Raw genomic sequence first — 22,754 nt, forward strand, 5'->3', positions numbered from 1 at the left:
GGGAGGACGTCAGCATGGCCGACGACCAGGAGCCGACCCCGCTGGCCGCCGCGGAGCCGCTGAGCCGCCGCGCCGCGATCGCCCAGGAGGGCGGCCGTCGCGAGTCGAGCGCGGAGGCGGAGCGGAGCGCCGAGCCGAGCGCCGCGCCCACCGCTGATCCGGCCGGGACGCCGACCGCCGAGCCGGCCGCGAACCGCCTCGATCTGGCCGGCCCGTGGCATCGGGTCTCCCCGCGCTACGTCGCCGTCGAGGTCGTGTCGGCCGTCGTCTCGAGCGTCGTGCTGCTCGCCGTCCCGACGGTGCTGCTGCTGATCGGCGTCGAGTGGGCCTGGATCCTCGTGGCCGCCGCCGCGGTCCTCGCCGTGACGATGCTCGTCGTCGCGCCTCGCCGGGCGAGGGCCTACGGCTACCGCCTCCGCGAGGACGACCTGCTCTTCCGCCGCGGGATCATGTTCCAGCGCTTCGTCTCGGTGCCCTACGGCCGGATGCAGCTCATCGACGTCAACCGCGGCCCGCTCGCCCGCGCGCTCGGCCTGGCCGATCTGCGCTTCGTCACGGCCGCCGCGGCGACCGGCGTCAGCATCCCCGGGCTCGTCGACGGCGACGCCGAGGAGCTGCGCGATCGGCTCGTCCAGCTGGCGGAGTCGCGCCGGGCCGGCCTGTGAGCGAGGCTCCTCCCGCCGTCCGCGGCATCGAGACCGACCTCGCCGACGGCGAGTGGCACCGCCTGCACCCGGCGACGCCGGTGCTGAAGGGCGGGATCGGCCTGCTGGTCGTCCTCGGCATCCTGATCACCAACCTCCGCGAGCGCCTGCTCGAGCTCTTCCTCCCCGGCCCCGGCGATTACGAGAGCGGCGACCCGGTCGACGCCTTGATCGATCGCGGGCTGATCGGCTGGGCGCTGCTCGCCGTGGCCGCCGGCCTCGCCGTCGCCGTGCTCGCCTTCTGGCTGTCCTGGCGGATGCACACCTTCCGCATCACGGAGGAGATCGTCGAGGTGCGCTCCGGCGTGCTGTTCCGCACCAACCGCCGCGCGCGGCTCGACCGGATCCAGGGCATCGCCGTGCAGCGCCCGCTGTTCGCGCGCCTCTTCGGCGCCGCGAAGCTCGAGGTCAGCGTCGCCGGGCAGGACGCGAACGTGCAGCTCTCCTATCTCGGCTCGCGGCTGGTCGACGCCCTGCGCCGCGACATCCTGCGACTGGCCTCCGGTGTGCGCGAGCGGGAGGCGGTCGCGGGGGAGGCGCCGGCCGGCGGCTTCCTCGCGCGCCGGCTCGAGGAGTTCGGCGAGCAGCCGGAGGAGGCGCCGCCCGAGTCGGTCGTCTCGATCCCGCCGGGCCGCCTGCTCGGCTCGCTGGTGTTCAGCGGCTTCACCGTCTTCCTGGTCGTGGCGATCGTCGCCGTCGTCCTCACCTCGGTCTACGGCTCGCCCTACGTGCTCTTCGCGATCCTGCCCGGTCTGATCGGCTCCGGCAGCTACTACATCCGCCAGTTCGTGCGCTCGCTGCGCTACTCGATCGCGGCCACGCCCGACGGCGTCCGCGTCGGCTACGGCGTGCTCTCGACCAGCAGCGACACCCTCCCGCCGGGTCGCATCCACGCCGTGGAGATCACCCAGCCGCTGCTCTGGCGCCCCTTCGGCTGGTGGCAGGTCAAGATCGACCGGGCCGGCCACGCGGCCTCGCAGGGCGCGAACGGCGAGCCGAACACCACGATCCTCCCGGTCGGCGATCTCGCCGCGGTCGAGCGCGTGCTCGCGCTGCTGCTCCCCAGTGCTGCGGACGGGGCGGAGGCGACCCCGGTCGGCGACGCGCTCCGCCGCCGTGACGCACCCGGCTTCACCAGCGCACCCCGCTCGGCGATGCTGCTCCGCCCGTTCTCCTGGCGGCGCACGGGCTTCCGCCTCGCCGCCGACGTCGTGATCCTGCGCAGCGGAGCCGTCTGGCGCCGCGTCACGGTCGTCCCGCTCGCGCGGATGCAGAGCGTCGGCGTGCAGCAGGGTCCGCTCCAGCGCCTGCTCGGGCTCGCCTCGGCCCGCGTGCACACGGTCGCCGGACCCGTGACGCCGCTGGTGCCGGTGATGAGCGTCGCCGACGGAGTCGCCTTCTTCGAGCGGGTCGGCCGGGCCGGGACCGCCGCGGCCGAGCGCGACGCGAGCCACCACTGGGGGCGGCGCACCGCCTCCGCCGCGACGCCCCGCGACGCGTGGGCCGCACCCGAGGGGGAGCCGTATGCCTGACACCCGCCGCGACGGACGCCTCGGCGTCGGGATCATCGGCGCCGGCCGCGTCGGCCCGGTGCTCGGCGCCGCGCTCGCCAACGCCGGGCACGCCGTCATCGGCGTCGCGACGACGAGCGACGCCGGGCGCGAGCGCGTCGACGCGCTGCTGCCGGGCGCCCCGGTGCTCGCGATCCCGGACCTGGTCGAGCGGAGTGAGCTCGTGATCATCGCGGTCCCCGGCGACGAGATCGCCGCGCTCGTCTCCGGGCTCGCCGCCACCGGAGCCTGGCAGCCCGGCCAGCTCGTGCTGCACACCGCCCCCGAGCACGGCTTCGGGGTGCTGGCGCCCGCGCTCGCCTCGGGAGTCATCCCGCTCGCCGTGCACCCGGCGATGGCGTTCAGCGGCACGAGCCTCGACCTGGCACGCCTCGCCGAGACCTACTTCGCCGTGACCGCGCCCGGCCCGGTGCTGCCGATCGCGCAGGCCCTCGTCGTCGAGATGGGCGGCGAGCCCGTGACCGTCGCGGAGGCGGACCGCGCCGCCTACGCGGAGGCCGTCTCCACCGCGACCACGTTCTCGACCGCCATCGTCGAGCAGGCCGCCGGCCTCCTCGCCGGTATCGGCGTCGACCGGCCCGGCTTCTTCCTCTCCAGCCTCGTCCGCTCCTCCGTCGACGACGCCCTCCGCCGCGCCGCCGGCTGACGCCGCCCTGCCGACGGAGGCGCGCCCCATGCTGGTCGAGTAGCGCCGCAGACGCGTATCGAGACCCGGCGTCATCAGCAGTGCGGTTCTGCAGGCTCATGTTCTGACGCTGGTGGATCTCGATACGCCCGCTGCGCGGGCTACTCGATCAGCAAGAAGCCCCAGGCCTCCCTGCCCGGACTCGCGCCGGCGCGCCCCGCCGGTAGGGTTCTCGGGTGATCAGCACCATCGAACGCATCGGCGAGCTCCGCGAGACCCTGCGGGAGGCGCGGCGCGCCGGGTCGCGGATCGCGCTCGTGCCCACGATGGGCGCGCTGCACGACGGCCACCTCGCCCTCGTCGACCGGGCCCGCGAGCTGGCGGACGTCGTCGTCGTCTCGATCTTCGTCAACCCGCTGCAGTTCGGCCCGAACGAGGACCTCGACCGCTACCCGCGCGACCTTGCGGCCGACCTCGCCCTGCTCGAGGAGCGCGGCGTCGAGCACGTCTTCGCGCCGAGCGTCGCCGAGATGTACCCGGACGGCCCCTCCTCCACCCGCGTCGTCGCCGGGAAGGTCGGCTCGCTCTACGAGGGCCGCTCGCGCCCCGGCCACTTCGACGGCATGCTGACCGTCGTCTCGAAGCTCCTCCACATCGTCCAGCCGGACGTCGCGATGTTCGGGCAGAAGGACGCGCAGCAGCTCTTCCTCGTCCGCCGGATGGTCCGCGACCTCGATCTGCCCGTCGCGATCGAGGCGGTCGAGACCGTCCGCGAGGAGGACGGCCTCGCGCTCTCCAGCCGCAACCGCTACCTCGACGTCCGCGAGCGCCGGGCCGCGCGGACGATCCCGCTCCTGCTCGAGGCCGCCGCCTCCGCCGCCGACCGGGGGATCGACGCCGTGATCGCCGCCGCCCAGTCCGCTTCGATGGGCGAGCCGCTGGTTAAGCTGGAGTACCTCGTCGTCGCGAACCCGGCGACGCTCCTGCCGGTCGACGACGACCACCGCGGCCCGGCCCTCGTGCTCGTCGCCGCGATCGTCGGCTCCACCCGGCTCCTCGACAACGGCCCGATCCTGCTCGCCTGATCGCGCCCGCCCGCCTCCAACCGAAAGCACCCGCGTTCTGACATGGTCGACACTCCCGGCGCCCCCGTGCCCCCGTCCGAGCCCACGCCCGAGGAGGCCTCCGAGCAGAAGGCCGTCCGCCTGGCTAAGCGCGAGCGCCTGATCGAGCTGGCCGGCGACGACCTGGGCGGCGGCGCCTACCCGGTCGCGGTCGCGGTCACCGACTCGATCGCCGCGGTGCGCGCGCGCCACGAGGGCATCGAGCCCGACGTGAAGACGGGCGAGCAGGTCGGCCTGGCCGGCCGCGTCGTCTTCCAGCGCAACACCGGCAAGCTCTGCTTCGCCACGCTCCAGGCCGGCGACGGCTCGCGGATCCAGGCGATGGTCTCGCTCGGCGACGTCGGCGAGGAGTCGCTCGCCGCCTGGAAGGAGCTCGTCGACCTCGGCGACCACCTCTTCGTGGCCGGCGAGGTGCTCTCCAGCAAGCGCGGCGAGCTGAGCGTCTGGGTGTCGGAGTGGTCGATCGCCGCGAAGGCCCTGCTCCCGCTGCCGACCCTGCACAACGAGCTCGGCGACGAGACCCGGATGCGCCAGCGCTACCTCGACCTGATCGTGCGCCAGCAGGCCCGCGACACCGTCATCGCCCGCTCCACGGTCAACGCCTCGCTGCGGAAGACCTTCGTGGACCACGGCTTCCTCGAGGTCGAGACGCCGATGCTCCAGGTGATGCACGGCGGCGCCTCGGCCCGCCCGTTCGCCACGCACTCGAACGCGTTCGACACCGAGCTCTACCTGCGGATCGCGCCGGAGCTCTACCTCAAGCGCGCCGTTGTCGGCGGCATCGACCGCGTCTTCGAGATCAACCGCAACTTCCGCAACGAGGGCGCCGACTCGACGCACTCGCCCGAGTTCGCGATGCTCGAGGCCTATCAGGCCTACGGCGACTACTCGAGCATCGCCGATCTCACCCAGGAGCTGATCCAGAACGCGGCGCTCGCCGTCGCCGGCTCGCACGTGGTCACCTGGGCCGACGGCACCGAGTACGACCTCGGCGGCGAGTGGGACCGGATCTCGATGTACGAGAGCCTCTCACTCGCGGCCGGCATCGCGATCACGCCGGCGACCCCGCTGGTCGAGCTCGAGACGCTCGCCGCGCGCGAGGGCGTCGAGGTGCACGTGCCCACCCACGGCAAGTACGTGGAGGAGCTCTGGGAGCACTTCGTCAAGGGCGGCCTCGTCCGCCCCACCTTCGTCCTCGACTTCCCGGTCGACACCTCGCCGCTCGTGCGCGCGCACCGCAGCATCCCCGGCGTCGTCGAGAAGTGGGACCTCTACATCCGCGGCTTCGAGCTGGCCACCGGCTACTCCGAGCTGATCGACCCGGTCGTCCAGCGCGAGCGCTTCGTCGAGCAGGCGCAGCAGGCGGCGGCGGGCGACGACGAGGCGATGCGCCTCGACGAGGACTTCCTCCGCGCGCTCGAGCACGGCATGCCCCCCACCGGCGGCATGGGCATGGGCATCGACCGGCTGCTGATGGCCGTCACCGGACTCGGCATCCGCGAGACCATCCTCTTCCCGCTCGTCAAGTAGGTTCGGAGTCGTGGTCAGGGCATCCAGCGTCGTCGCGACGGTCGTCGCGGGAGTGCTCACGCTCGCGCAGTTCGGCGTGGGCACGGCGGTCGCCGCGTCGGTGCTCGTCGACTCGACCGACCTCGGCCGGGCGCTGGCCGACCAGCGTGCCGCCGAGTCCTTCGAGCCGGACGCGACGATCACCGGATTCGCGGACCGCACCGCCATGTCGACCCGCGGCCGCGCGCTCTACTACGCCTCGCACCCCTCGGTGGAGCCGACGACCGGCTTCAACGCACTCTGCGGCTACGGCGCCTCGGACGAGATCGTGCTCGGCTGCTACACCGGCAGCGACATCTACATCTCCGACGTCGAGAACCCCGATCTCGACGGGATCCGCGACGTGACGGCCGCGCACGAGATGCTGCACGCCGCGTGGACCCGGATGGACGCGGCCGAGCAGGCCGACGTCGGCGCGCAGCTCGAGGCGGCCTACGCTGCCCTGCCGCAGGACGGCCCGATCGCCGAGCGCCTCGAGCTGTACCGCACCGGCGGGCTGGGCGAGCGCGTCAACGAGCTGCACTCCATCCTCGGCACCGAGGTGGCCGACCTGCCGCCCGCGCTCGAGGCGCACTACGCCGAGTACTTCTCCGACCGCTCGATCGTGGTCGGCCTGAACGCCCAGTACGAGGCGGTCTTCACCGATCTGGAGGACCGCATCACCGAGCTGGTCGCCCGGATCGACGCGATGTACGCCGACCTCACGGCGCGGATCGACGCGAACAACGCGGAGTACGACGCGCTGAACGCCGAGATCGACTCGTTCAACGCCCGGGCGGACAGCGGCGACTTCGCCTCCGATGCCGCGTTCGACGCCGAGCGCGCCGATCTGCTCGCGCGCGGCGAGGCGATCGACGCGACCCGCGCCGCGATCGACGCCGACGTCGCCGTCTACGACGGGCTGCGCACCGAGCTGGAGGGCCTGAACGCCGACGCGTCGGCCCTCAACCAGTCGATCGAGAGCAGCTGAGGTCCGCCGCTCGAGGAGCGCCTCGGCCGGCACCCTTCGCCGAGCGGCCGCTCCGGGCCCGCTCCCGGCCCGGCCGGGTAGGATCGCCCCCATGGACTGGGAGCTGTGGAATCAAGGACTGTGGGCACTCGTGCCGACCGTCACCATCGGGCTCCTCTTCTGGTTCATCATGCGCGCGCTGATCCGCTCCGATCGCAACGAGCGCCGCGCCTACGACCGCATCGAGGCGCAGGAGCGGGCCCGCCGCGGTCTGCCCCCGCGCGACGCGGCGTAGAGCCGACGGTGAACGCCCCCGACTGGTCGCTCATCCTCGCGGTCGGCGCGATCGTCGTGGAGCTCGTCGTCCGCGTGATCGCGGTGATCGTCGTGCCGCGCAACCGCCGCCCGACCACCGGCCTCGCCTGGCTGATGGCGATCTTCCTGATCCCCTACGTCGGCATCCTGCTCTTCCTCTTCATCGGGAGCTACCGGCTGCCCCGCAAGCGGCGGCGCAAGCAGGAGGAGATTAACCGCTTCATCCTGGAGTCGACGGAGGGCATCGACCGGGTCGCGCGCAACCACCCGTGGCCGCTCTGGCTCGAGTCCGTCGTCACCCTCAACCGCAACCTCGGCGCGATGCCCCTGGTCGGCGGCAACGACGCCCGCCTGCAGGGCGACTACGAGGAGACCATCCGGGCGATGGCCGACGAGATCGATCGCGCCCGCCGCTACGTGCACTGCGAGTTCTACATCCTCGCCGCCGACGCGACGACGGCACCGTTCTTCGACGCGCTCGACCGCGCCGCCGCCCGGGGCGTGACGGTGCGGATCCTGCTCGACCACATCGCCTCGATCCGGGTCCCCGGCTACTACACGGGCACGCACCGCCGGCTCCGCGCGCTCGAGCGGGCCGGTGCCCGCTGGTCGTACATGCTGCCCGTGCGGCCGTGGCTCGGTCAGTACCAGCGGCCGGACCTGCGCAACCACCGCAAGCTGCTGATCGTCGACGGCAACGCCGCCTTCATGGGCTCGCAGAACGTGGTCGACTCCAGCTACAACAAGCGCGGCAACATCCGCCGCGGCCTGCACTGGCACGACCTGATGGTGCGCCTGGAGGGGCCGGTGGTGCAGGGCATCAACGCCATCTTCATCACGGACTGGTACAGCGAGACCGACGAGCTGCTGCTGCGCGAGTCGGAGCCGATGGAGGCGCTGCAGCAGCGCGACACCATCGACTGCCAGGTGGTGCCGAGCGGTCCCGGGTTCGACGGTGAGAACAACCTCCGCCTCTTCCTCGCCCTGCTCTACTCGGCGCAGAAGTCGATCATCATCACGAGCCCCTACTTCGTGCCGGACGAGGCGATGCTCTACGCGATCACGACCGCGACCCGCCGCGGCGTGCACGTGGAGCTGTTCGTCTCCGAGATCGGCGACCAGGCCGTGGTCTACCACGCGCAGCGGTCCTACTACGAGACGCTGCTCACCGCGGGCGTGCGGATCTGGATGTACCGCAAGCCGACCATCCTGCACGCGAAGCACTTCACCATCGACGACGACGTCGCCGTGATCGGCTCGAGCAACATGGACATGCGCTCGTTCACCCTCAACCTCGAGGTGTCCCTGATGGTGCGCGGCTCCGAGTTCGTCGAGGACCTGCGCCAGGTGCAGCAGGACTACCGCGAGCGCTCCCGCGAGCTGACCCTCCGCGAATGGCGGCAGCAGCCGCTGCGCTCGACGATCCTCGACAATCTCGCGAGGCTCACCTCGGCCCTCCAATAGGGGTCAGACCCCCTCCTGTGGATGGTGAGCGAACTTCCCTCATCTTTTGCTACGCTCCGAAGGCGAGCGTTCCTCGACGCCCGCTCCTCTCGAACGGAGTCGCCACCGTGTCCTCACGCCCCGATCATCTCAACCCGCTATGCGTCCCCCTCAGCGCGGGCGCCCGCGTCGTGCGGCTCCGCGGGGCCGAGGGCGTCACCGCGCTCCGGCGCTCCGCCGACGTCTCGGTGTCCACGTCCCTGGGCTTCCGGATGGACCTGGCCGTCGCGGCGACCGAGCGGGTGCGGGTGCTGCAGGTCGTGACGTCGCCGTTCGCGGTCCGCTGGCCCGGTCCGAACACGCCGGAGGGCGCCACCGTGTTCGTGCTGCCGATGGAGGGGGTGCTCGACGTCGACACGCCGGACGGATCGCTCTCGGTGGACGACGGCGTGCTCGCCCTCTCCACCGACACGTCGGTCGTCCTCCGATCGTTCCAGCCCGTCCGCTTCCTCCTCCTCTGCGCCGAGAGCGCGGTGCCGGAGCGCCGCCGGACCGAGCCGGTGCGCCTGCTCCCCGCCTCGTCGATGACGGCGACCGCGCGGACCGTGCTGCGGGCCTTCCTCGCCGAGCTCGACGCCGATCACCCGGTGCAGTCGGAGTACCTCGAGGGCACCGTCCTGCGGCTGGCCCGCCTGCTCGGCTCGGAGCGGGAGGAGGGCTCACGCGAGCGCCTCGGTCTGCACGAGATGGTCGAGGCGGCCCTCCAGGTCATCCAGGCCGACTACAGCGACCCGGCGCTCGATCCCGGCACGGTGGCGCGGCGCTGCCGGGTCAGCCTGCGCACGCTCCAGCGCGCGGTCGCCGACGAGCGCGGGTCGACCCTTCGCAAGCTGATCTCCGACGTGCGCACCGAGAACGCCCTGCGGCTCGTCGGCGTGCCCGACGCGTCCGTGCTGCCGCTCAGCGACATCGCCCGGCGCTCCGGCTTCTCCTCGCCCGAGCGGCTGCGGCGGGCCATCGCCACCGAGACCGGTCTCTCGCCCAGCGAGTACCGCCGCCGGCTGATCGGCGAGGACCTCGCGGTGGGCTGAGCTCCGGTGACGACTCGCCGCGCCGCGCGCAAGGCCCTGGTCCGCCCGCCGACCCCGGCGTAGCGTCGGAACGTCCTCAGCACGGTGCGGGCCACCGGTCCTCGCGGATCGGTGCTTCAGAAGGAGACCTCATGGCGGCGAGCGGAACGACGCGCATCCTCATCCTCGGCGGCGGCTACGTCGGCCTCTACACGGCTTGGGGGCTCGAGAAGCTCCGCGGTACGACGCCGATCGACGTCACCGTCGTCGAGCCGAACCCCTACATGACCTATCAGCCGCTCCTTCCGGAGGTGGCCGGCGGGCACGTCCAGCCCCGCCACGTCACGGTCCCGCTGGTGCAGGCGCTGAAGCGCACCCGGGTCGTCCGCGGCGCGATCACCGGCGTGAGCCTGGCCGACCGCTCGGCGAGCGTCGCGGCGATCGACGGCTCCACCCGCACGCTGCCGTTCGATCACGTCGTCTTCGCGCTCGGAGCGGTGACCCGCACCTTCCCGACCCCGGGCCTCGCCGAGAACGCCATCGGCTTCAAGACGGTCGAGGAGGCGGCCCACCTGCGCGACCGGGTCATCGAGAACGTCGCGAAGGCCGCCCTGACGACCGATCCGGCGGAGCGCCGTCGGCTGCTCACCTTCGTCTTCGTCGGCGGCGGCTACACCGGTGTCGAGGCGCTGAGCGAGCTGCTCGACCTCAGCCGCCGGGCCCTCGCCGAGCAGCCGTCGCTGTCGATGGGCGACGTCACCTGGCACCTCGTCGAGGCGCTCGACCGCGTCGCCCCGGAGGTCGGCCCCGAGCTCTCGGTCTGGACGCTCGGTCACCTCCGCGAGCGCGGCGTGCACGTGCACCTGAAGACGACGATGCCCTCCTGCGAGGACGGCGTCGTCGAGCTCTCCAGCGGCGAGCGCATCCCCGCCGCGACCATCGTCTGGACCGCCGGCGTCAAGCCGAACCCGATCCTCGACGCCACCGATGCGCCGCGGGGTCCGAGGGGCCACGTGATGGCCGACGCGCGGCTGCGGGTGATCACGGAGGACGGCGAGCCGGTCGGCGGGGCCTGGGCCGCGGGCGACGGCGCGCAGATCCCCGACCTCACCGCCGCGAAGCAGCCGGCCTACTACCCGCCGAACGCGCAGAACGCCGTCCGGCAGGCGAAGCTCCTGGCACGGAACATCATCGCCGACATCACCGGCGGCCCGGTCGAGGAGTACCGCCACGTCTCCGTCGGAACGGTCGCCGAGTACGGCATCGGCAAGGGCGCCGGCGTGATCAAGGGCGTCAAGCTGCGCGGAGTGCCGGCTTGGCTCGCCCACCGGGCGTACCACGGGGCGGCGATGCCGACGCTCGATCGCAAGTGGCGCATCATCGTCGGCTGGATCGTCGACGCGGTGGCGCCGCGCGACCTGTCGCCGATGACCGCGCTGCAGGATCCGCGCCGGGCGTTCCGCGAGGCCGCCGAGGCGACGGACCGCGAGGCGGCCGAGAAGCGGGCGGCGAAGGAGAAGGCGGGCGACGCCTCCTGAGATGGAGTGGGGACCAGGCGCGGCGGCGGGCTAGGCGCGGCGGCGGGGCTTCAGGCGCACCGTCGGCAGCGTCGGCGCGGGCAGCGCCCGACCCGGATAGCCCTCGACCGTACCGAACGGCCCGTCGCCGTCGCCGCCGGCGATGACGTCGCTCTGCCAGCGCTCGCGCGCCACCGCGACGTCGTCGTGGCTGCGGCCGACGAAGTTCCACCACATCACCAGCTGGTCCGGGAACGGCTCGCCGCCGATCAGCACGACCCGGGCGCCCTCGTCGCCGGCCGTGAGCACGAGCGCTTCGCGGCCGGGCGCGAGATAGGCGAGGTCGGACCGGGGGACGTCGACCCCGTCCACGCCGACCGGGCCGGAATCGACCAGCACGCCGTACTCCCACGCCGCCTCGAGCGGCAGCTCGACCCACGCGCCCGGCTCCAGGTCGAGCTGCGCGGCGACGAGCGGGGTGAAGACGCTCGCGGGCACGGAGGCGCCGAGCAGCTCGCCGACGAAGACCTGCGCGACCGCGCCGGGCAGCTCCACCCGCACGCCGCGGTGGTGCTCGAAGAACGGGTCGCCCAGTCGCGCCTCCTCGGGCAGCGCGACCCAGAGCTGCACGCCGTGCAGAACGGGCTCGGCGCCGGTCGAGACCTCGGAGTGCGAGATGCCGCGCCCGGCGGTCATCAGATTGAGCTCGCCCGGTCGTACCAGCTGGTGGCTCCCGACACTGTCGCGGTGGTCGATCTCGCCCTCGAAGAGCCAGCTGACCGTCTGCAGTCCGGTGTGCGGGTGCGGCGGGACGTCCATCCCCGCCTCCTCGCCGAGGCGCACCGGACCGTAGTGGTCCGCGAAGCACCAGGCGCCGATCGTGGAGCGCGAGCGCTGGGGGAGGGTGCGGCGCACCTCGATCGCGCGCGGCCCGCCGAGCGGCACCAGGCGCGCCTCGAGGATCTCGACGGGCGACGTCGCGGCCGGCTCGGAGGCGACCTCGTGCTCGTCCGGGTGCTCCTCCAGATTGCTCATTCCGAAACCATATGCCTCTGCATGGAAATCAGCCCTCACGCCCAGGGCGAACAGGGGGTCCGACCGGGGGGAGCGCTTACTACAGTCGAGCTATCGGAGCCCACCCCTGCGGGTTCTGTAGGGAGTGACAGCATGTTCGAGAGATTCACCGATCGCGCACGGCGCGTCGTCGTCCTGGCCCAAGAAGAGGCCAAGATGCTCAATCACAACTACATCGGGACCGAGCACATCCTGCTCGGCCTGATCCACGAGGGCGAGGGAGTGGCCGCCAAGGCGCTCGAGTCCCTCGGCATCTCGCTCGACGCGGTGCGCGAGCAGGTCCAGGACATCATCGGCCAGGGGCAGCAGCAGCCCACCGGCCACATCCCCTTCACGCCGCGTGCGAAGAAGGTCCTCGAGCTGTCCCTGCGCGAAGCGCTGCAGCTCGGCCACAACTACATCGGGACCGAGCACATCCTTCTCGGCCTCATCCGCGAGGGCGAGGGCGTCGCCGCACAGGTGCTCGTCAAGCTGGGCGCCGACCTCAACCGGGTGCGCCAGCAGGTCATCCAGCTCCTCTCGGGCTACCAGGGCAAGGAGCAGGTCGCCGTGGGCGGTGAGCAGCAGCAGCCTCAGGGCGGCTCGCAGATCCTCGACCAGTTCGGACGCAACCTCACGCAGGCGGCGCGCGACAACAAGCTCGACCCGGTCATCGGGCGCGAGAAGGAGATCGAGCGGGTCATGCAGATCCTCTCCCGCCGCTCCAAGAACAACCCCGTCCTGATCGGCGAGCCCGGCGTCGGCAAGACCGCCGTCGTCGAGGGCCTCGCCCAGGCGATCGTGCGCGGCGACGTGCCCGAGACGCTCAAGGACAAGCAGCTCTACACGCTCGACCTCGGCTCGCTCATCGCCGGCTCCCGCTACCGCGGAGACTTCGAGGAGCGCCTCAAGAAGGTGACGAAGGAGATCCGCACCCGCGGCGACATCATCACCTTCATCGACGAGATCCACACCCTCGTCGGCGCAGGGGCCGCGGAGGGCGCGATCGACGCCGCCTCGATCCTCAAGCCGCTGCTCGCCCGCGGCGAGCTGCAGACCATCGGCGCGACCACGCTCGACGAGTACCGCAAGCACTTCGAGAAGGACGCCGCGCTCGAGCGCCGCTTCCAGCCGATCCAGGTCGCGGAGCCGTCGCTGCCCCACACGATCAACATCCTCAAGGGCCTGCGCGACCGCTACGAGGCGCACCACAAGGTGTCCATCACCGACGGTGCCATCGTCTCGGCCGCCAACCTCGCGGACCGCTACATCAGCGACCGCTTCCTCCCCGACAAGGCCATCGACCTGATCGACGAGGCCGGCGCCCGCCTGCGCCTCTCGATCCTCTCGGCCCCGCCGGAGCTGCGCGAGTTCGACGACAAGATCGCCGTCGTCCGCACCGCGAAGGAGGCCGCGATCGAGGACCAGGACTTCGAGAAGGCCGCGTCGCTCCGCGACGAGGAGAAGCAGCTGCTCGGTGAGCGCCTGCGCCTGGAGAAGAAGTGGAAGTCGGGCGACGTCAAGGCGACCGGTGTCGTCGACGAGGGCCTGATCGCCGAGGTCCTCGCGCAGGCGACGGGCATCCCGGTGTTCAAGCTGACCGAGGAGGAGTCCTCGCGCCTCGTCTTCATGGAGAAGGCGCTGCACCAGCGCGTCATCGGCCAGGAGGAGGCCATCGCGGCCCTCTCGCGCACCATCCGCCGCACCCGCGCCGGCCTCAAGGACCCCAAGCGCCCCTCGGGATCGTTCATCTTCGCCGGCCCCACGGGCGTCGGCAAGACCGAGCTCGCCAAGGCGCTCGCCGAGTTCCTCTTCGACGACGAGAACGCGATGATCTCGCTCGACATGTCGGAGTACGGCGAGAAGCACACCGTCTCGCGGCTGTTCGGTGCCCCTCCCGGGTTCGTCGGCTTCGAGGAGGGCGGCCAGCTGACCGAGAAGGTCCGCCGCAAGCCTTTCAGCGTGGTGCTCTTCGACGAGATCGAGAAGGCGCACCCCGACATCTTCAACTCGCTCCTCCAGATCCTCGAGGAGGGTCGTCTGACCGACGGCCAGGGGCGCGTCGTCGACTTCAAGAACACCGTCATCATCATGACCACCAACCTCGGTGCGCGTGACATCGCCGGTGGTCCCGTCGGGTTCCAGATCGAGGGCGAGAACGCCACCGGCTACGACCGCATGCGCGGCAAGGTCAACGAGGAGCTGAAGAAGCATTTCAAGCCCGAGTTCCTCAACCGCGTGGACGACGTCATCGTCTTCCCGCAGCTGTCGAAGCCGGAGCTCCTCCAGATCGTCGACCTGTTCATCGGGCGCCTCGGCGACCGCCTGCTCGACCGCGACATGACGGTGGAGCTGACGCAGTCGGCCAAGGAGCGGCTGATCGAGGTCGGGTTCGACCCGGCCCTCGGCGCCCGCCCGCTGCGCCGCGCGATCCAGCGCGAGATCGAGGACCAGCTGTCCGAGCAGATCCTGCACGGCCAGCTCGGCTCCGGAGACCACGTGCACGTGGACTTCGCCGAGAACAAGTTCGTCTTCACGACGACGCCGCGGCTCATCTCGATCAGCGCCGGCGCGACGACCGGAGCGGCGACCGCCGGCCCGGCGACGCCCGACCTGATGGCGTAGTCCGCACCGGCACCGCACGACAGCGAGCCCGTCCCCTCCTCGGAGGGGGCGGGCTCGTCGTCGTTCGGCCGTAGGCTTGCCGGATGGCCGAGTGGAAGTATCCGGTGCGCCGCGCGCGCACGAGCGACGTCCCGTTCATCCAGGAGCTGAGCGAGCCGCTCGTCAACGAGCGCATCCTCCTCGGCAAGGACCGGGTGGTGCTCTACGGCGCCGTGCAGGAGTTCCGGATCGCCGAGGACGGCGAGGGGAACGCGATCGGCTGCGGTGCGCTGCACGTGATGTGGGACGACATCGCCGAGGTGCGCACTCTCGCCGTGGCGCAGAGCTGGCTGGGGCACGGAGTCGGCCACCACATCCTGGAGCGGCTCGAGAACGACGCCCGCGAGCTGGGGCTGAAGCGCCTGTTCTGCCTGACCTTCGAGGTCGGCTTCTTCGAGAAGCACGGCTACGCGCCGATCGGCGAGAAGGTCGTCGACCCCGAGGTGTACGCCGAGCTGCTGCGCTCGCCCGACGAGGGTGTCGCGGAGTTCCTCGACCTGGCCCGGGTGAAGCCGAACACGCTCGGCAACACCCGCATGCTCAAGACGCTCTGACCGCTGCCGCGTCGTAGCCTGTATCGGTGACTCCGCCTCCCCGCCGCCTGCCCTCCCGGGTCTACCGGCGGCGCAGGGCCGGACTCCTGCTCGCCCTCCTCGTGATCGTGGCCGGCATCGCCGTCGTCGTGTCGCTGCAGCCCTGGGCGGGAGCGCGGGACGCGGCCGAGAGCGCGAGCCCGACCGCCTCCGCCCTGCCGACGCTCTACCCGACGACGGCACCGGAGGGCTCCGCGCCGGCCGACGCCGCGGCCTGCACCGCCGACACCGTGGCGGTCACCGCCGTCACCGACGCGACGAGCTACGGGCCGGACGAGGCGCCGCAGCTCTCGCTCTCGCTCGCGAACATCTCGAGCGCGGACTGCATCATCGACGCGGGGACGAGTCAGCAGGTCTTCACCATCACCAGCGGGTCCGATCCGGTCTGGACCTCGACCGACTGCCAGACCGGCGCGGCCGACCTCGAGATCCTGCTGCAGGCCGGCACCTCGGTCACGGGCAGCTCGATCACCTGGGACCGCACCCGCTCCTCGGCCGACACCTGCTCCGGCGGGCGCGAGGCGGTGGACGCGGGCGGAGCGGCCTACAACCTCTCGGTGTCGGTCGCCGGGATCCCGTCGGGATCGACGACGCAGTTCCTGCTGCAGTAGGGCTCGGGCGCCGCTGTCGCCCGTGAGGGGGACGTGCGGCGCGGCGGGCGCGCGTACGCTCGCGGACATGACGGGGATGCTCAGCCGGATCCTGACCGCGGCGATCGCGGGAGTGCGCGCCTCCGGTGCGCGCGGAGCCGGCCGCCGATCCGGTGCGACGGCGGGGGTGCTGCTCGCGGTGGCGCTGGTGGGAGCGCCGGTCGCAGGGGCCGCCGAGGCGCTCGAGGCGGGACGCGCGGAGGCAGGGACTCCGGCCGTCGCCGCGCCGGCCGCCGGACCGCTCGCCGCCGTGGTCGTCGGCTCTCTCGGCCGTGGCGTCGACGACTTCCGCTTCTCCCGCTACGCCGCCGACTTCGAGCTCGGTCGAGACGCGGAGGGACGCTCGACGCTGACCACCGTCGAGACCTTCGTCGCCGAGTTCCCGGCCGACCAGAACCGCGGGATGCAGCGCGCCATCCCGCTCGAGTACCGGGGCTACCCGACCGGCGTCGACCTGGTCTCGGTGACGGACGAGGCGGGCGACCCGCGACCGGTCGACACCGAGACCGAGGACGGCTTCCTCCTCGTCACCAGCGCCGCCGACGATTTCGTCCGCGGCAGCCAGACCTACGTCTTCACCTACACGCAGCACGACGTGACGCTCCCGGCGTCGGGGACCTCGAGCGGCGAGGACGAGTTCTACTGGGACGTGAACGGCACGGCCTGGCGCCAGCCGTTCGACGAGTACGACGTGCGGCTGCGGCTCAGCCCCGGCCTGGTGGACGCCGCCACCGGGACGGCAGCCTGCTACCGCGGGGGCGCGGGCTCGACCGACGGCTGCGCGATCGGCCGCGACGGCGCGCTCGTCACCGCGAGCGGCACCGACCTGGCGGCGGGGGAGAACGTGACCGTGGCGGTCGGCTTCAGCCCCGGCACCTTCACCCCGCGCGACGACGCCTACTTCGCCTCCGGCTGGTCCTGGGTGCAGCTGGTGTCGCTCCTCGGCCTGCTCGCGGTGCTCGTCGCGGCGATCCGCCGACGGGCGACCGTGCTACGGGACGCACCGGGGCGGCCGACGGTCGTCGCCGAGTACGAGCCGCCGGCGCAGGGGCTCTTCCTCGCGGGCGCGCTGCGCGGCAAGGCCGCGCGGGCGCCGTCCGCGGCGTTCCTCGACGCGGCGGTCCGCGGCCTCGCCCGGATCGAGGAGACGTCCTCGGGTCGGAAGCCGGGTTTCCTCCTGCGCGTGCTCGACCCGGCGACCGCGGCGCCGCGTCGTGCCGGCCGGCCGCGACCGGTGCCGGAGGACGAGCAGCGCTTCTTCGACATCGCCTTCGGCCCGTCGCCCGCGCCGGGCACCACTCGGGATCTGTCCGCGAAGGACAAGGCGTTCGGCAAGGCGGTGTCGGCGTTCCAGCTCGGTCTGACCAAGCGGCTCACCGAGGCGGGGCTCCGCAGACCCGGCACCGTGCGCGGCTCGGTGCTGCTCGTCGTGGTCGCCGTCGTCGCGGTCGTCGGCGCGGTGCTCGGCGGGGCGCTGCTGCTCACTGCGGTGCTCGGCGGCGCGCTGCCGCTGGTGCTGGTGCTGTTGGCCGTCCTCGTCGGGGCAGCGATCTGCGTGCTCGTCTCGAAGGTGCCCGTGACGGCGGAGGGCGCGGAGCTGCGCGACCACCTGCGCGGCCTCGAACTGTACCTGCGACTGGCGGAGGCCGACCGCTTCGCGATGCTGCAGTCGCCGAAGGGCGCGGACCGGCGCAGTGCCGGGCCGGTCGAGGTGGTGGAGGTGACGGAGCGCCTCCTGCCCTGGGCGGTCCTGCTCGGGCTCGAGAAGGAGTGGGCGGCGGCGCTCGCCACCGCCTACGAGCAGACGGGGGAGTCGCCGGGCTGGTACTCGGGACCGAGCGGGTTCCAGGCGGCGGCGTTCGTCGGGAGCGTCTCGTCGTTCTCCTCATCGGCGACCAGCTTCGTCGGGTCGTCGTCGAGCTCCTCCAGCGGCGGCGCGGGCGGCGGGGGCAGCAGCGGTGGCGGCGGGGGTGGCGGCGGCGGTGGCGGCGTCTAGCCGGTCGTCGTCCGGCTGCGGGCCTTCCTCCCGGCTCTCCGCGCGGCGCGGAGCCGGCTCTTCGCGGCGGCGTAGTCGCGCGAGCTGCGGCTCGACAGGGCCAGCAGGACGAGGACGTCGAAGGTCACGCTGACCAGGTCGGTCTGCAGGCTGATCGGCTCACGGCCGTGCACGGAGGCGTCGAAGGCCGGGACCGTGCTGACGAGGCTCGACGAGAGCGCGAGGAAGCGGGCGATCCCGGAACCGCGGAGCAGCCGATGTCGCTTTCCACGATGTCAGCCTAGGGACGCGGTCGCGCCCCGGACGGCGCTCAGCCCGCGGGGATGCGCTCGGGGACGGGGACGAGGGCGTGGGTGATCGCGCTCGACAGCGTGAACGCGCTCGAGTCGAGGTGGGAGGGGTGGCCGAGCCTGGTCGCCTCGTTGGCGCGCTGCTTGGCGCCGGACGCCGGCCGGATGTCGCCGGAGAGGCTGATCTCGCCGAACGCGGCGATGCCGGAGCGCAGCGGCGTGTAGGCGTGGGCCGAGGCGATGGCGACGGCGATCGCGAGGTCGGCGGCCGGCTCCATCAGCTTCACTCCGCCGACGGTCGAGACGTAGACGTCGCAGCGGCGGAGCGGGATGCCGGCCTGGCGCTCGAGCACCGCGAGGATCATCGCGACGCGCGAGGCGTCGACGCCGTTGGTCACGCGGCGCGGGTGGTCGCCGTCGTTCGCGATGACGAGGGCCTGGATCTCGACGGGCAGGGCGCGGCGCCCCTCCATCGCGACGGTGACGCAGATGCCCGGGGTGGGGAAGCGGGTGCGGCTGAGGAAGAGACCGCTGGGGTCCGGGATCTCGGCGATGCCCTCGGCCGTCATCTCGAAGCAGCCGACCTCGTCGGTCGGGCCGAAGCGGTTCTTCAGCGAGCGGACGAAGCGCAGGGCCGTCTGGCGGTCGCCCTCGAAGTGGCAGACGACGTCGACGAGGTGCTCGAGCAGGCGCGGGCCGGCGATCGAGCCGTCCTTCGTGACGTGGCCGACGAGGACGAGGGGGAGGGCGCGCTCCTTGCAGACCCGGATGAGCGTCGCGGCGACCTCGCGCACCTGGCTCGGGCCGCCCGGCAGCCCGTCGACGGTGTCGCTCGCCACCGTCTGGACCGAGTCGACGATGAGCAGGTCGGGCTGCACCTCGTCGATCTGGCCGAGGACGGTCGCCAGATCGGTCTCGGCCGCGAGGTAGAGGCTGTCGTGCATGGCGCCGGTGCGCTCGGCGCGCAGCCGCACCTGAGCGGCCGACTCCTCTGCGCTGACGTAGAGGACGCGCTGACCCTCGGCAGCGGCCCGCGAGGCGACCTCGAGCAGCAGCGTCGACTTGCCGACGCCCGGCTCGCCGGACAGCAGGACGACCGCGCCGTTGACGATGCCGCCGCCGAGCACCCGGTCGAGCTCGCCCACGCCGGTGGGGCGGTGCGCGGCCGAGGTGGTCTCGATCTGGGTGATCGGCCTGGCCAGCCGCGCCGCCGTGGGTGCGACGGCGGCGACCGCGCGGACGAGGCCCGTGCGCTCGGTGCTCTCGATCACGGAGCCCCACTGCTGGCACTCGCCGCAGCGGCCGGCCCACTTCGCGGTCGTCCAGCCGCACTCGGAGCAGCGGTAGGCGGCGGTGCGCGTCTTCGAGGTGGCCATGGGGTCCTTCCGGGCCGGGGTGCGGGGAGGCGGGGAGCGCGGGGGTGAGCTGAAGCGGTGGAGCATCGGCGACGCTACGGCCGGCCTCCGACATCGGGCGCTCTTTCGAACGTGTCTTCGACAGTAGCGGGGACCGCCGACACTCGCTCGCGGCGCGCCAGCGCTGTCGGTGGTCTGCGAGAGACTGTCCCCATGTCGTCGACGGTGCACACCCTCAAGTCCGGCCGCGCGCTCGGAGTCACCTGGTCGGGCCCGGAGGACGCGGAGCACGTCGTCGTGCTCGCCCACCCAGCCCCCGGCGCCGCGGGGCTCGATCCCGACCCCGCCGCCACCGCCCGCCACGGCGTGCGCCTCCTCTCGGTCGACCGCCCCGGCTACGGAGAATCGGCGCTGCTCACCGATCTCGACCCGGCCGGAGCCGGAGCCGGCGCGAGCCCGGAGCAGGCCGCCGCCGACATCGCGGAGTACCTCGCCACGGTGGGCATCGCCTCCGTCGCCGCGGCCGGCTGGTCGGCCGGCGGACGGGTCGCACTCGCGCTCTCGGCCAACTATCCGGGTCTGGTCGAGCGGGTCGCCGTGCTCGGCACCCCCGCCCCCGACGACGCGGTGCCGTGGGTCGGCGAGCAGAACCGGGCCATGCTCGACGAACTGCGCGAGCTGCCGCTCGGCGAGGCCGTCCGCTCCCTCACCGCCGCACTCGACGGCGCCTTCGGTCCGTCGCCCACCCCCGAGGCGCTGCTCGGGATGCTCGGCGCCGATGAGGCCGATGCCGCCGTGCTCGAGGCGCCCGGCGTCCGCGAGCGGCTGCTGGTCATGCTCGAGCGCGCCGCCGCCCAGGGCAACCTCGGCCAGGCCGCCGACATCCTCGGCTACACGGTGCAGGACTGGGGCTTCGCGGTCGAGGCCGTCGATGCTCCCGCGCTCCTCCTCTACGGCGCCGAGGACGCGACCGTCGGCCGTCTGCACGGCGAGTGGTACGCCGCCCGCCTGGCGGACTCGCGCTTCGAGGTCGTGCCCGAGCGTGGCCACCTGCTCGCCGTCTCCGAGTGGGACCGGGTGCTCGCCTTCCTCCTCCCCGAGCCGGCCTGACCCCGAGCCGGCCTGACCCCGAGCCGGCCTGACCCCGAGCGCCGCTATCCGCGCCGATTGGCGAGTTTCGCGGGCCTCGCGTACACTCGTCCCCGGTACCGTGTCCGAGCGGCCGAAGGAGCATGTCTCGAAAACATGTGTGGGCTTGCGTCCACCGTGGGTTCAAATCCCACCGGTACCGCCAGTCAGAACCCCCGAGTCAGCGAGAGCCGACCGGGGGTTCTGTCGTCCCCGCCGCAGCACGCCGATCCGCCGCCTCACCCGTCCCCTTCCGGGGGCATCTCGCGCTGTTCACCGACTCGACGGCTGGTGATGGTTGCGCTGCCATGTTACGTTCGAGGCAGCGGATGTTGACGTGGACATTCCGGGATCGGAGCGATGACGATGGCGTCGGCGACCCCCGGAATCTCCGTCGGAGAAGGCCAGGATGACGGCCCCTCCCCGCCTCCGACGCCGCGTGCCCGCCACAGAGTCGACCGACACGGCGCGTCGTGCTCGTCACGGTGAACAGCACGACGACCGACTCGACCGTCGACGACGACCTCACCCGCTTCGCGTCCGCCGGCTCCACCGCCTCGGGCGTGCGCACGAGCCCTCCCAGGACCTCGCCGCCCTGCCCGCGGTGGCGCTCACCGCCAACGGATTCACGGATTCCGCTCCGGCGGAGTCGACCACGACCTGGGTCGTCCCCTCGACGACCCGGCCCTAGAGAAGGAGAAGTTTCAATGACGAAACGAAGAGAACGACTGCGGATGGCGCTGATCGCGCTGCTCGCCGCGGTGCTGGCGATCGGCGCGGGCGTCGCGCCGGCCTCCGCCGCACCGCAGACGGTCACCAACGGCGCGCAGTTCCTCAGCACGCAGGGGCAGCCGATCCACGGCCACGGCGCTGGGCTGCTGAAGGTGGGGCAGTACTACTACTGGGTCGGTCAGAGCACCGACGCGGACAACCGGTTCATCTCGGTGCCGCTCTACCGGTCGACCGACTTCACGAACTGGGAGTTCCGCGGCGACATCCTCACCAAGAACTCCTCGCCGGATCTGAACGTCTCCACGATCGAGCGGCCGAAGCTCGTCTACAACGAGGCCACGAAGAAGTTCGTGCTCTGGATGCACTGGGAGAACGGGCGGGACTACACGCAGGGCCGCGTCGCGGTCGCCACGTCGAGCACGATCGACGGCTCGTACGCCTACCAGGGCAGCTTCCGGCCGCTCGGCTACGAGTCGCGCGACATGACGGTGTTCCAGGACACCGACGGACAGGCGTACCTGTTCTCCTCGACCGCCATCCCGACCACGAACGCGTCGACGGCGATCTTCAAGCTCAACGCCTCGTACACGGACGTCGCCTCGTTCGAGGGCCTGCACTGGGAGAACCAGTCCCGCGAGGCGCCGACCATCTTCAAGCGCGACGGCGTGTACTTCGCGCTGTCCTCGGGCACGTCGGGCTGGAACCCGAACCAGAACAAGTACTCCACGGCCACCAGCATCACCGGCCCCTGGACGACGCCCACCAACTTCGGCGGCCCGAACGGCAACCGGTCGCAGCCGACCTACGTCGCCACGATCAGCGGCACGGCGGGAACGTCCTACCTCTACATGGGGGACCGCTGGGCGGGCGCCAACGGCGGCCCGGTCAACGACTCCACCTACGTCTGGCAGCCACTGCAGTTCCCGACCAGGACCTCGGTCGCGATGCCCGCGGTGGACGGCGTCGTGATCGACACGGCGGCCGGGACCGTCGCGGCGGCGCCGGCACTGCCGCGATCGACGATCAAGTCGGCGTTCAGCTCGCTCTGCGCGAACGTGGCCGACGACTCGACGGTCGCGGGGTCGAAGGTCGTGCAGTGGACCTGCGGCACCGGTTCGAACGCCGTGTTCGCGCGGGCGTCCAGCGGTGGGTACGTGCAGTTCCAGACCCAGCACAGCGGACTCTGCCTCGCGCAGTCGGGGTCCTCGAGCTCCGGTGGGCTGCTCGTGCAGGCGTCGTGCCTCTCCAGCTCGACGACGCAGTGGCAGGTGAACGGTCAGACGATCGTGAACCGCGCGAGCGGTGCCTGCCTCGACGTGCCCGACGAGAGCACGACGCCGGGGAAGCAGCTCGCGACCTGGCCCTGCAACGGGCAGAGCAATCAGAAGTGGAGCCTCGTCGGCTAG

19 protein-coding genes and 1 tRNA gene are annotated in these 22,754 nt (G+C 72.3%); 17 read left to right on the forward strand and 3 right to left on the reverse strand.

Features of this window, described 5'->3' with window-relative positions; all coding sequences use genetic code 11:
• Positions 1-14 precede the first annotated feature (14 nt).
• The 10 genes from GSU72_RS02995 to GSU72_RS03040 all read left to right on the forward strand — a co-directional run bounded on the left by GSU72_RS02995 (position 15) and on the right by GSU72_RS03040 (position 10,908).
• Entirely contained in the window at positions 15-665 is a 651-nt protein-coding gene (locus GSU72_RS02995; protein ID WP_159983600.1) for a PH domain-containing protein, read from the forward strand.
• Positions 662-2,236, forward strand: coding sequence for a PH domain-containing protein (locus tag GSU72_RS03000; RefSeq protein WP_159983602.1), 1,575 nt, complete (start codon positions 662-664; stop codon positions 2,234-2,236). The genes GSU72_RS02995 and GSU72_RS03000 overlap by 4 nt, the downstream gene beginning before the upstream one ends.
• Positions 2,229-2,921: a Rossmann-like and DUF2520 domain-containing protein gene (locus tag GSU72_RS03005; RefSeq protein ID WP_159983604.1), complete on the forward strand. Its 693-nt coding sequence runs from the start codon at positions 2,229-2,231 to the stop codon at positions 2,919-2,921. Before GSU72_RS03000 ends, GSU72_RS03005 begins: the two co-directional genes overlap by 8 nt.
• Before the next feature lie 215 nt (positions 2,922-3,136).
• A complete protein-coding gene (gene panC, locus GSU72_RS03010) occupies positions 3,137-3,985 on the forward strand; it encodes a pantoate--beta-alanine ligase (RefSeq protein WP_159983606.1) in 849 nt (282 codons plus the stop codon).
• A 42-nt stretch (positions 3,986-4,027) separates the two neighbouring features.
• Positions 4,028-5,554, forward strand: a complete 1,527-nt coding sequence (gene lysS, locus GSU72_RS03015) for a lysine--tRNA ligase (protein WP_159983608.1) — start codon at positions 4,028-4,030, stop codon at positions 5,552-5,554.
• A 10-nt stretch (positions 5,555-5,564) separates the two neighbouring features.
• Positions 5,565-6,563 carry a hypothetical protein gene (locus tag GSU72_RS03020; protein WP_159983610.1) on the forward strand — a complete coding sequence of 333 codons (999 nt, stop codon included), beginning with the start codon at positions 5,565-5,567 and terminating at the stop codon, positions 6,561-6,563.
• A 91-nt stretch (positions 6,564-6,654) separates the two neighbouring features.
• Positions 6,655-6,837 carry a hypothetical protein gene (locus GSU72_RS03025; RefSeq protein WP_123446793.1) on the forward strand — a complete coding sequence of 61 codons (183 nt, stop codon included), beginning with the start codon at positions 6,655-6,657 and terminating at the stop codon, positions 6,835-6,837.
• Positions 6,838-6,845: 8 nt separating this feature from the next.
• Positions 6,846-8,321 (forward strand): cardiolipin synthase, encoded by a 1,476-nt coding sequence (gene cls, locus GSU72_RS03030; protein WP_159983612.1) that lies wholly within the window; start codon positions 6,846-6,848, stop codon positions 8,319-8,321.
• A gap of 170 nt (positions 8,322-8,491) precedes the next feature.
• Positions 8,492-9,391, forward strand: coding sequence for an AraC family transcriptional regulator (locus tag GSU72_RS03035; RefSeq protein ID WP_159983614.1), 900 nt, complete (start codon positions 8,492-8,494; stop codon positions 9,389-9,391).
• A 131-nt stretch (positions 9,392-9,522) separates the two neighbouring features.
• Positions 9,523-10,908, forward strand: coding sequence for an FAD-dependent oxidoreductase (locus tag GSU72_RS03040; RefSeq protein ID WP_159983616.1), 1,386 nt, complete (start codon positions 9,523-9,525; stop codon positions 10,906-10,908).
• 30 nt (positions 10,909-10,938) lie between these two features.
• Here GSU72_RS03040 and GSU72_RS03045 read toward each other — a convergent pair whose 3' ends face one another.
• Positions 10,939-11,922, reverse strand: a complete 984-nt coding sequence (locus GSU72_RS03045; protein ID WP_159983618.1) for a pirin family protein — start codon at positions 11,920-11,922, stop codon at positions 10,939-10,941.
• A gap of 132 nt (positions 11,923-12,054) precedes the next feature.
• On the opposite strand from GSU72_RS03045, the gene GSU72_RS03050 reads away from it, so the two are divergent.
• The 4 genes from GSU72_RS03050 to GSU72_RS21260 all read left to right on the forward strand — a co-directional run bounded on the left by GSU72_RS03050 (position 12,055) and on the right by GSU72_RS21260 (position 17,843).
• Entirely contained in the window at positions 12,055-14,565 is a 2,511-nt protein-coding gene (locus GSU72_RS03050; protein ID WP_159983620.1) for an ATP-dependent Clp protease ATP-binding subunit, read from the forward strand.
• 83 nt (positions 14,566-14,648) lie between these two features.
• Positions 14,649-15,158 (forward strand): amino-acid N-acetyltransferase, encoded by a 510-nt coding sequence (locus tag GSU72_RS03055; RefSeq protein ID WP_159983622.1) that lies wholly within the window; start codon positions 14,649-14,651, stop codon positions 15,156-15,158.
• 26 nt (positions 15,159-15,184) lie between these two features.
• Positions 15,185-15,808 carry a hypothetical protein gene (locus tag GSU72_RS03060; RefSeq protein WP_159983624.1) on the forward strand — a complete coding sequence of 208 codons (624 nt, stop codon included), beginning with the start codon at positions 15,185-15,187 and terminating at the stop codon, positions 15,806-15,808.
• Positions 15,809-15,875: 67 nt separating this feature from the next.
• Positions 15,876-17,843, forward strand: a complete 1,968-nt coding sequence (locus GSU72_RS21260) for a DUF2207 domain-containing protein (RefSeq protein ID WP_159983626.1) — start codon at positions 15,876-15,878, stop codon at positions 17,841-17,843.
• On the opposite strand, the gene GSU72_RS03070 is transcribed toward GSU72_RS21260, so the two are convergent.
• Positions 17,840-18,016 (reverse strand): hypothetical protein, encoded by a 177-nt coding sequence (locus GSU72_RS03070; RefSeq protein WP_159983628.1) that lies wholly within the window; start codon positions 18,014-18,016, stop codon positions 17,840-17,842. The two genes, GSU72_RS21260 and GSU72_RS03070, sit on opposite strands and share 4 nt — an antisense overlap.
• 137 nt (positions 18,017-18,153) lie before the next feature.
• The gene (gene radA / locus GSU72_RS03075; protein WP_159983630.1) at positions 18,154-19,509 is read right to left on the reverse strand and encodes a DNA repair protein RadA; all 1,356 of its coding nucleotides are present in this window, start codon (positions 19,507-19,509) and stop codon (positions 18,154-18,156) included.
• A 192-nt stretch (positions 19,510-19,701) separates the two neighbouring features.
• Between radA and GSU72_RS03080 the strand changes: the two genes are divergently transcribed.
• The 3 genes from GSU72_RS03080 to GSU72_RS03090 all read left to right on the forward strand — a co-directional run bounded on the left by GSU72_RS03080 (position 19,702) and on the right by GSU72_RS03090 (position 22,754).
• Positions 19,702-20,598: an alpha/beta hydrolase gene (locus GSU72_RS03080; RefSeq protein ID WP_159983632.1), complete on the forward strand. Its 897-nt coding sequence runs from the start codon at positions 19,702-19,704 to the stop codon at positions 20,596-20,598.
• A gap of 94 nt (positions 20,599-20,692) precedes the next feature.
• Positions 20,693-20,782 (forward strand) — tRNA-Ser (locus GSU72_RS03085).
• Positions 20,783-21,323: 541 nt separating this feature from the next.
• Complete coding sequence (locus GSU72_RS03090; RefSeq protein WP_208545135.1) at positions 21,324-22,754, forward strand: RICIN domain-containing protein; 1,431 nt, start codon at positions 21,324-21,326, stop codon at positions 22,752-22,754.

It is taken from the genome of Rathayibacter sp. VKM Ac-2760 (assembly GCF_009834185.1).
Classification (GTDB): domain Bacteria; phylum Actinomycetota; class Actinomycetes; order Actinomycetales; family Microbacteriaceae; genus Rathayibacter.